The 12498-nt window shown below is 72.5% G+C and carries 11 protein-coding genes and 1 riboswitch; of the genes, 3 read left to right on the forward strand and 8 right to left on the reverse strand.

All coding sequences use genetic code 11. The features are described 5' to 3' along the window. Positions 1 to 7 precede the first annotated feature (7 nt). The gene (locus tag BIV23_RS23265) at positions 8 to 1645 is read right to left on the reverse strand and encodes a GMC oxidoreductase (protein ID WP_425443513.1); all 1638 of its coding nucleotides are present in this window, start codon (positions 1643 to 1645) and stop codon (positions 8 to 10) included. Positions 1646 to 1696: 51 nt separating this feature from the next. Beyond that, complete coding sequence (locus tag BIV23_RS23270; RefSeq protein ID WP_071382863.1) at positions 1697 to 2839, reverse strand: glycosyltransferase family 4 protein; 1143 nt, start codon at positions 2837 to 2839, stop codon at positions 1697 to 1699. A 158-nt stretch (positions 2840 to 2997) separates the two neighbouring features. Here BIV23_RS23270 and BIV23_RS23275 point away from each other — a divergent pair, with 158 nt between their 5' ends. Then, complete coding sequence (locus tag BIV23_RS23275; RefSeq protein WP_071382864.1) at positions 2998 to 4236, forward strand: glycosyltransferase 87 family protein; 1239 nt, start codon at positions 2998 to 3000, stop codon at positions 4234 to 4236. Between the two features lie 10 nt (positions 4237 to 4246). Here BIV23_RS23275 and BIV23_RS23280 read toward each other — a convergent pair whose 3' ends face one another. The 5 genes from BIV23_RS23280 to BIV23_RS23300 form a co-directional block, all read right to left on the reverse strand. Continuing rightward, positions 4247 to 5437, reverse strand: a complete 1191-nt coding sequence (locus BIV23_RS23280; protein ID WP_425443514.1) for a hypothetical protein — start codon at positions 5435 to 5437, stop codon at positions 4247 to 4249. Positions 5438 to 5465: 28 nt separating this feature from the next. After that, on the reverse strand, positions 5466 to 6476 hold the full coding sequence (locus BIV23_RS23285) for a C40 family peptidase (RefSeq protein ID WP_071382866.1): 1011 nt from the start codon (positions 6474 to 6476) through the stop codon (positions 5466 to 5468). 284 nt (positions 6477 to 6760) lie between these two features. Continuing rightward, the gene (locus tag BIV23_RS23290; RefSeq protein WP_071382867.1) at positions 6761 to 7795 is read right to left on the reverse strand and encodes a C40 family peptidase; all 1035 of its coding nucleotides are present in this window, start codon (positions 7793 to 7795) and stop codon (positions 6761 to 6763) included. A 220-nt stretch (positions 7796 to 8015) separates the two neighbouring features. Next, entirely contained in the window at positions 8016 to 9359 is a 1344-nt protein-coding gene (locus BIV23_RS23295; RefSeq protein ID WP_071382868.1) for an NYN domain-containing protein, read from the reverse strand. Between the two features lie 38 nt (positions 9360 to 9397). Continuing rightward, entirely contained in the window at positions 9398 to 9637 is a 240-nt protein-coding gene (locus tag BIV23_RS23300) for a hypothetical protein (protein WP_071372391.1), read from the reverse strand. A gap of 154 nt (positions 9638 to 9791) precedes the next feature. Here BIV23_RS23300 and BIV23_RS23305 point away from each other — a divergent pair, with 154 nt between their 5' ends. Further along, complete coding sequence (locus BIV23_RS23305) at positions 9792 to 10535, forward strand: rhomboid family intramembrane serine protease (RefSeq protein WP_071382916.1); 744 nt, start codon at positions 9792 to 9794, stop codon at positions 10533 to 10535. Continuing rightward, positions 10532 to 10813, forward strand: coding sequence for an Lrp/AsnC family transcriptional regulator (locus BIV23_RS23310; RefSeq protein ID WP_071382869.1), 282 nt, complete (start codon positions 10532 to 10534; stop codon positions 10811 to 10813). Before BIV23_RS23305 ends, BIV23_RS23310 begins: the two co-directional genes overlap by 4 nt. 37 nt (positions 10814 to 10850) lie before the next feature. Here BIV23_RS23310 and BIV23_RS23315 read toward each other — a convergent pair whose 3' ends face one another. Next, positions 10851 to 12227 (reverse strand): aminotransferase class V-fold PLP-dependent enzyme, encoded by a 1377-nt coding sequence (locus BIV23_RS23315; RefSeq protein WP_071382870.1) that lies wholly within the window; start codon positions 12225 to 12227, stop codon positions 10851 to 10853. Between the two features lie 144 nt (positions 12228 to 12371). Beyond that, positions 12372 to 12488, reverse strand: a riboswitch (SAM riboswitch). Between the last annotated feature and the right edge of the window lie 10 nt (positions 12489 to 12498).

Consider the following 12498-nt stretch of genomic DNA (forward strand, 5'->3'; position numbering starts at 1 on the left):
CGAGGCGTCATGGCGCGGTGCCCTCGGCGAGGACCCGCGCCATCGTGCGTTCGGCGAGCGCGGTGATGGTGACGAACGGGTTCACGCCGATGTTGCCGGGCACGAGCGAGCCGTCGGTGACGTAGAGGTGGTCGTACCCCTTCACCCGGCCGTAGTCGTCCGTCGCCTTCCCGAGGACGCAGCCGCCGAGCGGGTGGTAGCAGAAGTCGTCGGCGAAGACCTTGCTCGCGGAGCCGAACAGGTCGTAGCGGTAGATGGTGGCGTTGGCCAGGTTGATCCGGTCGAACAGGTTCTTGGCCATGCTCACCGAGACCGCGCTCTGGGCGGGGGTCCAGCCGAGTTTCACCGTGCCGGAGGCGGAGTCGTAGGTGAAGGACGCCCGTTCGGGGTTCTTGGTGATCGCCAGGTAGAGGCTCACCCAGTGCTCGAACCCCATGGGCAGCGGGGCGATCTCGGCGAAGACCGGGTTGGCGGTGTTGGCCCAGTCGTCGATGCCCAGCACCGGCATGGTGGCCTGGTTCGCGCCGACGGTGTCCCAGACGTGGTTGGCGCGGCCGAGCATGGTGTTGCCGTTGGTGCCCCAGCCGGCGCCGACGTCGGCGGTCAGGGCGGGCAGGGTGCCGGTGTCCCGGGCGCGGACGAGGAGTTCGGTGGTGCCGAGGCTGCCGCCGCCGAGGAAGAGGTACGTGCAGCTGTACTGCCTGGTCTCCACGACCGTGCCGGTGGCGTCGATCCGGTCGGCGGTCAGGACGTACGAGCCGTCGCCGGCCCGGCTGACGGACCGCACCCTCTCCAGGGTGTGGATCGTGACGTTCCCGGTGCCGAGGGCGGCGGCCAGGTAGGTCTTGTCGAGGCTGCGCTTGCCGTGGTTGTTGCCGTAGATGACCTCGCCGGCGAGCGCCGACCTCACGGCCGTGCCGGCGGCCTCCTGCTGCATGTAGCCGAAGTCGTAGACGTTCGGCACGAAGGCGGTCTTCAGCCCCGCGTTGGCGGCGGCCTTGCGGGAGGTGCGGGCGAACCGGTACCACTCGGTGGACTCGAACCAGGCCGGGTCGATGGTGTTGACACCGAGCATGGTGCGGGCGCGCGGGTAGTAGGTGCCGTACATCTCGTCGGCGTCGACGGTCGGGAACTGCTCGGCGAAGTAGGACTTCACGGGCGTGACCGCCATGCCGCCGTTGACGAGCGAGCCGCCGCCGACGCCCCGGCCGACGTAGACGGACATGTTGTCGTAGTGCACGCGGTCCAGGACGCCGGGGTACGGGCCGATGTCCTTGTTGACCACGTCCAGCCAGAGGAAGGTGGCGAGCGGGGCCTCGGTGCGGGTGCGGAACCACATGGAGCGCCGGTCGGGGGCGAGGGTGGAGCAGAAGACCTTGCCGTCGCCGCCGGCGGTGTTCCACAGCTGCCCCATCTCCAGGACGAGGGTCCTGATCCCGGCCTGGCCGAGCCGGAGCGCGGCGACGGCACCGCCGTAGCCCGAACCGACCACGACGGCGGGGGCGTTGTCGACGGCGGCCGGCTCTGCCGCGTGCGCGGACCGGAGACCGATGCGGGTGAGACCGGCCGTGGCGGCGGTCTGGAGGGCGATCATGCCCAGGATGTGACGTCTACTCAGCTGACGCTGCATCAGTTTTGCTGTCATGCGCGCAGCATGTGCGGATTTTCCGGTTCCGCCTAGAGTCTCCGGAACGTTTTAGAGAAGGGCTTTGAGGTTCTCCGCCAACAGGTCCCAGCGCCAGCGCTCCTCCACCCACTGCCGGCCCCGCTCCCCCATCCTGCGGCGCAGGCCGGGGTCCTGGAGCAGGGGGACGATGCGGTCGGCCGCCTCCTCGGGGGAGCCGCCCCGCACCACCCACCCCGTCTCGCCGTCCAGGACGGCGTCCGGTGCGCCGCCGGAGTCGCCCGCGACCACCGGCAGGCCCGTCGCGGAGGCCTCCAGGTAGACGATGCCGAGGCCCTCGACGTCCAGGCCGCCGCGGCGCGTCCGGCAGGGCATGGCGAAGACGTCGCCGGCGCCGTAGTGGGCGGGCAGCTCGGACCAGGGGACCGCGCCGGTGAAGCGGACCGAGGCCGCGACGCCGGTCTCGTCGGCGAGGCGGCGCAGGTCCCGCTCGTAGGGGCCGCCGCCGACGATCAGCAGCACGGTGTCGGGCTCGGCCGCGAGGATGCGGGGCAGGGCCCGGATGAGGGTGTCCTGGCCCTTGCGCGGGACCAGGCGCGAGACACAGACCACGACCGGGCGGTCGGCGAGCCCGAGGCGGGCGCGGACCTCGTCGCCGCCGGAGCCGGGGTGGAAGGTCTTCTCGTCGACCCCGGGCGGCAGTTGGACCATGCGCCGGGCCGCCGCCGGCGTGAGGGCCGTGGCGATGCGCGAGCGCGTGTACTCGCCGAGATAGGTGATCGTGTCCGTCGACTCGCCGATCCGGCGCAGCAGCTGCCGGGCGGCGGGCAGCTGGGCCCAGCCGGCCTCGTGCCCGTGCGTCGTGGCCACCAGCCGCTCGGCGCCGGCCGCGCGCAGCGCCGGAGCCATCAGACCGAGCGGGGCCGCCGCCCCGAACCACACCGAGGTGCAGCCGTGCTCGCGCAGCAGCCCGGTCGCGCGCCGGGTCGCCCGCGGGGTCGGCAGCAGCATGGTCGTACGGTCGCGTACGACGGTGAAGGGCTGATCGGCGTCGAAGGCGGCGGTGGCCTCGGCGCCCTCGCGGCCGCGCTTCCAGGTGGAGGCGTAGACGACCAGCCGGCCGGGGTCCAGGCGCAGGGCCATGTTGTGCAGGAAGGCCTGGATGCCGCCCGGGCGGGGCGGGAAGTCGTTGGTGACGATCAGGGTCTTGTGCATCGTGGCCGACCTTACCCAACGGGCCGCGGCCGGCCGGGCCCGATCGGGCTGTGTGCGGCCCGGTGCGGCGGGGTCTGTGGCAGGTACACAGCCGGGCACGACATCATGGGGCGGGCGAGGCCGACAGCGAACCGGGAATCGGACGGCAAGGGGAACACGTGGAGACCAAGGGCGCCGGGCGGTCCCTGGCATGGCTGCTCGCGACCTGGGGCGTCACCCGCCTGGTGCTGCTGCTGTTCGTCTTCAAGGTGTGGATCTTCCCGGGGGGCCTGGACGTCACCTCCGACGTGTCGGTGATCTACCGCGGCTGGTACGAGGTCCTGCGCCAGGGAACCTTTCCACTGGACGACGTGACCTGGCAGTACCCGCCTGCCGCCGCCCTCCCGGTGCTCGCCCCCGCCGCGCTGCCCTTCCTGTCGTACGAGCACGCCTTCTTCATCCTCGCGTTCCTCGCCGACGCCCTCGTGCTGTGGCTGCTGGTGCGTCCGGGCCTGCGCTCCGGGCGGTCGCTGCGCGGGGCCTGGGTGTGGCTGGCGGGCGTGCCGCTGCTCGGCCCGACGGTGTACGCCCGCTACGACGTGATGGTGACCGCGGTGGCCGTGGCGGCGCTGCTGGCGGGCGTCCGGCATCCGCGGGTGATGGGCGCGCTGACCGCGTTCGGGGCGCTGCTGAAGGTGTGGCCGGCGCTGCTGCTGGTGGGCTGCTTCCGGCGCCGGGCCTGGGCCTCGGCGGCGGTCACGGGGGCCGGGCTCGCCGCCGCGTTCGCGGTGTCCATGCCGGGCGCCTTCGCCTTCCTGACCTTCCAGCGGGACCGGGGCACCGAGGTGGAGTCGCTGGGCGCCCTGGTCTTCCACGTGGCCCGGCACTTCGGCTGGAGCGGCCAGGTGCTGCTGAACTACGGCTCGATCGAGTTCCTCGGCCCGCACGTGGACCAGGTCAGCACGGCGGCGCTGGCGCTGACCGGGGCCGCGTTCGGCTGGCTGCTGCTGTGGCGGCTGCGGGTGGCGCGCCGCACGCCGACCGTCCTCGCGGACGCGGCGTTCACGGCGGTGCTGCTCTTCACGGTCACGAGCCGCGTGATCAGCCCGCAGTACCTGGTGTGGCTGGTGGGCGTGGCGGCGGTCTGCCTCACGTACCGGGCGAGCCGGATGGGGGCGCCCGCGCTGATGGTGGTGGTCGCGTCCTTCGTGACGGTCCTGGAGTTCCCGCTCGGCTTCGGACACGTGGTGGCGAGCGACCGGTACGGGGTGCTGCTGATGGTGGTCCGCAACGGCCTGCTGGCCCTGGCCGCCCTCACGGCGGGCCGACGGCTGTGGCGGGCGACCGTCACCCCGGTCGCCGCCACCCCCCTCCCGGCCGAACCGGCCCACCCCCACCAGACCCCGGTCTCCCCCTGACCGGGCTCGCTCAGCCGAGCTGAGACCTCACGTAGTCCCGCCACTGGGCGGTGAACGCCTCCGGCGTCGTCCCGAGCACCTTCCGCAACGCGCCCTCGACCGCCCCCGCCCGCTGCGGATGGGCGCCGACGGCGCGGTAGAAGGCGTCGAGCCGGGCCGTGTCCCAGTGGGCGGCGATCATCCGGCAGGCCAGCCAGCCGCTCTCGTAGGCCTGGGCCAGCCTGGTCGGATCGCTGGTGAAGCCGAAGTCCCTGTCGGTGGGCAGGGCGGTGGGCGCCTCGCCGTTCTGCACGGCGCGGGTCAGTTCCGGCGCGACCTCGGTGGGGGTGCGGCCGGTGCCGAGGTAGCCGATCCAGTCCGCGTAGCCCTCGGAGAGCCACAGCGGGGTCGCGGCGGTGGTGTGGGCGCGGGTGGCCACATGGGTGGTCTCGTGGGTGAGCACGACCTGCTTGCCGAGGTCGCCGAGGACGGCGTACGCGTCCGGGTTGACCACCACCCGGTCCGCGGGCGCCCGCGCGGAGCCTCCCGCCTCGCCGGTGGTGACGGCGGCGATGCCCCGGTAGTCGGCGGCGGACGAGCCGAGCAGGCCGGCCATGCCGTCCAGGGAGTCCGGGACGAGGACGACGACCCGGCGACTCCACTCCGTGCCCCACGCCCGGGAGACGGCCGGAACGGCACGGTCGGCGAGCCCGGTGTAGGCGCGCAGCTCGGCGGCCGTCCGGCCGATGCCCAGCACCAGGCTGTGCGCGCCCCGGACGGCGGTCACCGTGCCCTGGTCCCACAGCTGCTGCCCGGCCCGCCGGGCGGGCTCGTCGGCGGTGACGTACCACCCGCCGTCGGCGGTGCGGCCGAGGCGCAGGGTGCGGTCGGCGTCGAGCGGGGCCGTGTCGTACCCGGCGACGCGGTAGCTCAGCTCGGCGTCGGCGGTGGCGCCGGAGCCGCTCTCGCGCACGTCGGTGACCCGGTAGGTCCAGGACGCCAGCGGGACGGCGCGCAGCCGGGCGTACTCGGCACGGGCGCCCGTGACCGCGTACGCCCCCTCGTCGTGCCCCAGCAGGGCCGCCGAGCGCCGGTCGAGCAGCTGCTGCACCTCGGCGCGGGCGGAGTCGGTCGTCGCGGCGCCGACGGTGCATCCGGTCAGGGGCAGCAGCAGAGCGAGGCCCACGGCCCCGCTCCACCACGCCCTTCTGCGGCCAGTCACTTCCCGATCGTAACGGCGCGCCACCCGCTCAGGGCCGGGTGACCGAGGAGATCGGCATCATGCCGACGGGGTCGTAGCGGACCGCGGCGCCCGGGTAGGGGGCGTGGATGACCTTGCCGTCGCCGACGTACATGCCCACGTGGCTGGCGTCGGAGCGGTAGACCACCAGGTCACCGGGGCGGGCCTGGGAGAGCGGGACTTGATGGCCGGCGAAGCGCTGCTCCTGCGAGGTGCGCGGCAGCTGGAGTCCGGCCTGTGCGTACGACCACTGCATCAAGCCCGAGCAGTCGAAGCCGGAGGGGCCGTTCGCGCCCCAGACGTAGGGGTGGCCGAGGGCGGCCTGGGCGGCGGCGACGGCGGCCGCGGCCCGGGCGTCGGGGGCGACGGCGCCGGTCAGGTCGGGCAGGCCGATGCCGCCGTCGCGGGAGGCGCGGTCGTAGGCGTCGCGGGCCTCGCTCGGCAGGGCGTCGAGCAGCTGCCGGGCCCTGGCGAGCTTCTTCTCCACGGTCCGCTTGTGCACGACGACGGCCCTGCGGCTCTTCTCCAGCTCGGCGAGCTTGCCGGCCGTCTCCGAGCGCTCCTGCGCGAGGTCCCGCAGCGCGGAGCTCAACTCCCGCAGCCGACCCGCCTGTTGGACGTCGATGCGGTCGAGGGTGGTGGCCTTGTCGAGGTAGTCCTCGGGGTTGTCGGAGAAGAGCAGCGCGACGGTCGGGTCGAGGCCGCCGGACCGGTACTGCGCCCCGGCCAGCGCACCGAGCTGCTCGCGCAGGGAGTTGATGCGCGCCTGCTGCCGGGCGATGTGGTCCTGGGCGTCGTGCACCTCGCGGCGCAGCGCGTCGGTCTGCTCCTGGGCCTTGTCGAAGGCCTGGGTCGCCTGCTCGGCCTCCTGGTAGAGGCGGTCCACCTCGGCGCGGGTGTCGGCGTGCGGTGCCGCGTGCGCGGGTACGGCGCCGAGCGCGGTGGCTGCGGCGGACAGGACACACAGGGCGGCGGCGCCCCGGCGGAATCCGGAGGAGGCAAGGCGGCGGTGAGACCCCACGGCGGTCCTTCTGCTGGCGGACAGATACCGCTCCCCCGGCGCCTGGGGACGGGGAGGCCCCGGCGCCGGGGGAGCGCGCCAGACAGTAGCCGTACGCGAGGGGCCGGACCAAAGACCCGGAGGGCAACACAGGCTGACGCCCCGCCGCTGACGCAGGTCATCGGCGGGGCGAGGAGTCAGTTCCGGTTCCGGGGATTCGCCCGTTCGGGCGCCCGGCGTCCGCGTTTCGCAGCGGGTCCGCGGGGGTGCGCCGGGTTCTCCGGCCCGGGCACCCGCAGGGATGATCAGACCCGCACGCCGAACTCGAACGGCATGTCGGCCATGGACTCGTAGCGGACCACGGCACCGGTGTGCGGGGCGTGCAGCACCTCGCCGTTGCCGGCGTACAGGCCGACGTGGTGGATGTCTCCGTAGAAGAAGACCAGGTCACCGACCTGCAGGTCGTTGACGGAGCTGATCCGGGTGCCTATGGTGGCCTGCTCCTGCGAGGTGCGCGGGATGGAGGCGCCGGCCTGGGCGTAGGCCCAGGAGGTCAGGCCCGAGCAGTCGTAGGAGGCGGTGCCGGTGGCGCCGTAGACGTACGGCTTGCCGATCTGGCTCTGGGCGGCGGCGAAGGCGGCGCCGGCCAGGCCGGAGGCGGGCGTGCTGTTGCCGAGGTCGACCCGCGAGCTGGCGGAGCGGTCGGCGCGCTGCTGCTGCTCGGCCAGCTGCTGCTTCTCCTTGGCCGTCAGGGTGTTGAGCAGCTTCTGCGCGTCGGCGAGCTTGGCCTGGACGTCGTTCTTGTTCTGCTCCAGCTGGGCGCGGGTGGCGGAGAGGTCCTTGAGCTTCTCGCTCGCCTCGGCCCGCTCCTGGGCCAGTTCGCGCTGTTTGTCCTGGATCTTCTTCAGCGCGTCGACCTGCTGGGCGCTCAACTGGTCGAGCGTGGAGGCCTTGTCGAGGAAGTTGTCCGGGTTGGAGGACAGGAAGAGCTGGACCGAGGGGTCGATGCCGCCGGAGCGGTACTGCGAGGTGGCCAGCGAACCCAGGCTGTCGCGCAGCTTGTTGAGGTCCTGCTGACCCCGCGCGACGTTGTCCTGGATGGTGGAGATCTCCTTTTGCAGCTTCTGCTGCTTCTCCTTCGCCCCGTCGTACTTCTCGGAGGCCTGCTCGGCCTTCGAGTAGAGGTCGTCGACCTTGGCCTTGACCTGGTCCTTGCTGAGCTTCTGGCTCGGCGCTGCGTTGGCGGCGTTCGCGCTCAGCACGACGGCCGCGGCGGCTGCGGTGGTCAGCACGGTCACGCGGGCGCGACTCTGCTGCTTGGGTCGACGGTGGGACGCCACGAGGGACGAACTCCTTCGTGTGAGTGAGTGAGTGATCACCCGTTCGGAGGTTCGAGCCCAGACCCTAGTGACCTTCTTGTGATCAGTTCAAATCCTCTCAGCAGAAAATCCCCTCACGCAATGCAATCTTTGCACTCGACTCACATGGAGTGATGCGCGATGGACACTACGTTGCGTGAAGATGCTGCCAATTCGGGCATTGCCTATGCCCGTTGGACCTTCAGGACAGCCGCTTGAGAAGCACCGCAGACGCGACCGGTCGGGCACCCGCCCTGGCGACGCCGTCGGCCACCTCGCGGTCGGTGGAGGCGACGATGACCGGACGGCCCGGCGGTTCCGCGCGCACGAGCTGCCGGATCAGCTCGTCGGCCGTCACACCCGGCTTCGAGAACAGCACCCGCACGCCGCGCGGCGGTGCGAGCAGCACGGGCGCGGCCAGTTCGGCGCCGTCGAAGACACACGTCACCTCGGCGCCGGTCTGCGCGGCGAGCGCCGAGAGCTGGCCGAGGAGCCGCAGCCGCTGCTTCTCCAGCGGCATCTGCGGATAGCCGGTCTTGGTGACGTTGTAGCCGTCGACCACCAGATGCGCCTGCGGCAGCGCGAGCAGCTGGTCGAGAATGGCCGGATCGTGCTCGGACAGGGCCCGTGCCGCGATGTCCTTCGGGGTCATCCGGCCCGGCTCGACGGCGTCCACGGTCTCGGCCGGCCGCACGGAGACCGGCGGCAGGGCGAGTTCGCGCCGCAGGCCCTGCGCGGCGTCCAGCAGGGTGTCCAGCAGCAGCCGTACCCGCATGTCCTCCACGCTGCGGCCCTCACGGGCGGCGCGCCGGGTGGCCTCCAGGGCCGCCTCCGCCTCGCCGAGCCGGGCCTTGAGCCGCCGCGACTCGCTCTCGGCGGCCGACACCTGCGTCTGCGCCTCGGCCCGTACGGCGTCCATCTCGGTCTGCGCCTTGCGCAGAGCGGCCTCGCCGCGCTTGACGTCGCTGTGGGCGGCCCGGAGCTTGCGGTGCAGGGACTCCGCTTCCTTCTTCGCCGACTCCAGCTCCGCGCGCAGCCGTTCGGCCTCGGCGCGGGTGTGCTCGCGGGCGTGCGCCAGCTCGGCCCGCAGCCGCTCCAGCTCGACCCGGCTCTCCTCGTCCGCCCGCTCGGCGTCCGCGCGCTGGGCCTCCTCGCCGGCCGCGGCGACCAGCTTCACCCAGCCCGCCGGGCGCAGTACGTAGGCCGCGGCCGCCACGTCGAGCGGGTCCGCGGCCGGGGGCGGGGAGCCGGAGTCGAGGGCGCCGGTGAGTTCCGGCTGCGCCTCTCTGAGCTTCTCCCCGATCCGCTGCCGGAACAGCGGATCGGTCTCCAGCGCCGCCGCCATCGCGTTTCCGGCGAACTTGGCCCGGCGATTGGGGGTGAACCGGGCGTACTGCCGCAATTGGGCGGGCAGTTCGGACAGGGTCAGACCGCCGAAGCCGTCCGAGACGATCTGCACGACCCGTCGGCGCACGCCGTCGGGCAGCGGACGGTCAAGCACCTCGGCGGTGCCGTCGCCCGGCCCCCCGCCCGCGGTCTCCACCATCCGTCACACCCCAATGCCTCTACGGGGCCGCCTCCCTCTCAGGAGTCGGCGCCCGGCCTGTCCACGAGCTCCACCTGGTCCACCGCGTTGCACCAGCGGCAGCGCACCGATTCGATGGTCTCACTGACCACCTCGCGCTCCTCCACCGTCGGGTCCCCGGCCAGATCGAGATGGACGTACTCGACGACCTTCGACGAACGGGTCACGTCGAACCGGGTCAGGTTGCCGCACAGGGTGCAGCGCCACCGGGTGGTCGCGGTCGGCAGGGGAACCGTCATCGTGGCAGTCCGCTTCCTTCTCGTGCTCTGTTCCGCGCCGTCGGCCGACGCGTGTGGCCGTAACCCTACGGCCTGGCAGGGACTCGCCGCCCGTCCGTCCGCGACGGCGAGGCGGTCTGTCGGCATGCATCCCGTTACGTCATGCTCTGTGTTCATGATCAGCGAGTGGAGCACGACAGCCGGCCGGACTCTCAGAGCGGTGCGGGGCACCTCGGCACCCATCACCTACGGGCTGATCGCACTGTGCAGCCTGATCTTCGTGCTGGGCCCGGCCTCGGGGCTCACCCCCGGCTACGGCTCCGGGGAGATCCTCGCGGCCGCCCAGCAGACCTACTTCCGGCACTGGGGCGTGGTGCCGGCCGAGTTGTTCGACGGGCCGGCCCGCGAGCTCCTCACGCCCGCCACGGCCCTGTTCGTGCACGGCAACTGGGTGCATCTGCTCGGCAACATGCTGTTCCTCCTCGTCTTCGGGGCGATGACGGAGGAGCGGATGGGCCGGATCGAGTTCACCCTGTTCTACGCCGGGTGCGGCTATCTGGCCCTGCTCGGGTACGCGCTCGCCAACACCGACTCCGCACAGTCGCTGGTGGGCGCCTCGGGCGCGATCTCGGCGGTCCTCGGCGCGTTCCTGTATCTCTTCCCCCGGGCCCGGGTGACCAGTCTGCTGCCGTTCCTCCTCTTCGTGCCGCTGCGGTTCCCCGCCTGGGTCGTGCTGCCGTTCTGGGTGGCGGTGCAGTGGGCGGCGGCGAGCCAGGCCTCCGAGGGGCCCGGGGTGGCGTATCTGGCGCACCTGGTGGGGTTCGGGCTGGGCTTCCTCTACGCGTGGGTGCGCTACGGGCGTGGGACTAGAGTGAAGTGCACCCCAGCTCCGGCCCCCGAGGGAGAGAACCAACCGTGATCACCGCGATCGTCCTCATCAAGACCAGCGTGGACCGGATCCCCGAGATCGCGGAGCAGATCGCCTCGCTGGACTCGGTGAGCGAGGTCTTCTCCGTCACGGGCACGTACGACCTGATCGCGATGGTCCGGGTGGGCAGGCACGAGGAACTGGCCGACGTCATCCCCGGCCGGATCAGCAAGATCCCCGGCGTGGAGGCCACCGACACCCACGTGGCGTTCCGCACCTACTCCCAGCACGACCTCGAGGCGGCCTTCGCGATCGGACTGGACTCCTGATCGGCTGAAGGCCGCCCCGGAACGGGCGTACGGACCCTCACACCGCTGGCACGCAGCGGCCGTCCTCCGTGCGGTACGTCCACCGGGCGCCCTCGGTCACCAGTTCCCGCACGGCGGTCACGAAGCGCTCGACGTGCTCGTCCGGGGTGCCCGCGCCGAAGCTCACGCGGATGGCGTTGAGGGACTTCTCGCCGGGGGCCGCCTCCGGGGCGCCGCACTCGCCCTGGGTCTGGGGGTCGCTGCCGAGCAGGGTGCGGACCAGGGGGTGGGCGCAGAAGAGGCCGTCACGGACGCCGATGCCGTACTCGGCGGAGAGCGCGGCGGCGAAGTGGGAGCTGTTCCAGCCCTCCACCACGAAGGAGATCACGCCGACCCGCGGGGCATCGTCGCCGAACAGGGACAGCACCTTCACCTGCGGCACCTCGGCCAGACCCGCGCGGACCTCGGCGATCAGGTGCTCCTCGCGGGCCACCAGGTTCTCCCAGCCGGCCTCGGTGAGCGCCTTGCAGGCCGACGCGATGGAGTAGGCACCGATGACGTTCGGGGAGCCCGCCTCGTGCCGGGCGGCGCTCTCGTGCCACTCCACGGCCACTCCCCCGTCCGGCCGCCGGGTGACCGTGCGGCTGGCGCCGCCGCCCGCGAGGTACGGCTCGGCCGCGCGCAGCCAGTCGGCGCGGCCCGCGAGGACGCCGGAGCCGAAGGGGGCGTACAGCTTGTGCCCGGAGAAGGCGACCCAGTCGACGTCCAGGTCGCGCACGTCCACCCGGTGGTGCGGGGCCAGCTGGGCGGCGTCCAGGACGATCCGGGCGCCGTGGGCGTGTGCGGCGGCGGCGAGCTCGCGCACCGGCCACAGCTCGCCGGTGACGTTGGAGGCGCCGGTGACGCAGACCAGGGCCGGGCCGTACCCCTCTTGAACAGATGCAGTGCGGCCGGCGAGGGCCCGCTCCAGGGTCTCGACGGCCTGGCGCGGGGTGCGCGGCGCGTTGAGGTACGTGACCCGCGCGTCCTGCCAGGGCAGCAGGGAGGCGTGGTGCTCGGTCTCGAAGACGAAGACCTGGCAGTCGGCGGGCAGGGCGCGGGCGAGCAGGTTGAGCGAGTCCGTGGTCGAGCGGGTGAAGACCACCTGGTCGTCGGCGCGGCAGCCGAGGAACTCGGCGACCGTCCTGCGGGCGTTCTCGAACAGGTCGGTCGAGAGCTGCGAGAGGTAGCCGGCGCCGCGGTGGACGCTGCCGTAGTACGGCGCGTAGGCGGCGACGTCGTCCCAGACGCGCTGGAGCGCGGGGGCGCTGGCCGCGTAGTCGAGCGCCGCGTAGGTGACTTCGCCACCGGTCACGAGCGGGACGGTGACATCCCGGCCCAGAACGGGCAGCGGGGCACGAACGGACTGGTCGGCGGCAACGGTGGAGACAGACATGGGTGGACTCCCGTGAGGACGTACGGCAGCAAGGCGTACGGAAAGAAGAGAAAGAGGGGGTGCGGAGGCGGGGCTCGGCGGCCCTATCGCATTCGCTTGCTCACGGAAGGCTCCTCGACGACCAGGACCCCTGGTTTCTCGAGGGGTCCGCGCTTGCCGTGGACCTCGCTGCCCACGACCTGGTCCTCACCCGGGGCACCCCGCCACGGACGGAGGGTTGCCGGACAGTCGGCCGGGGCCTCATGACTGTCACTCATGACCTGGTTCAGGA

The organism is Streptomyces monashensis (assembly GCF_001866665.1).
GTDB lineage: Bacteria > Actinomycetota > Actinomycetes > Streptomycetales > Streptomycetaceae > Streptomyces > Streptomyces monashensis.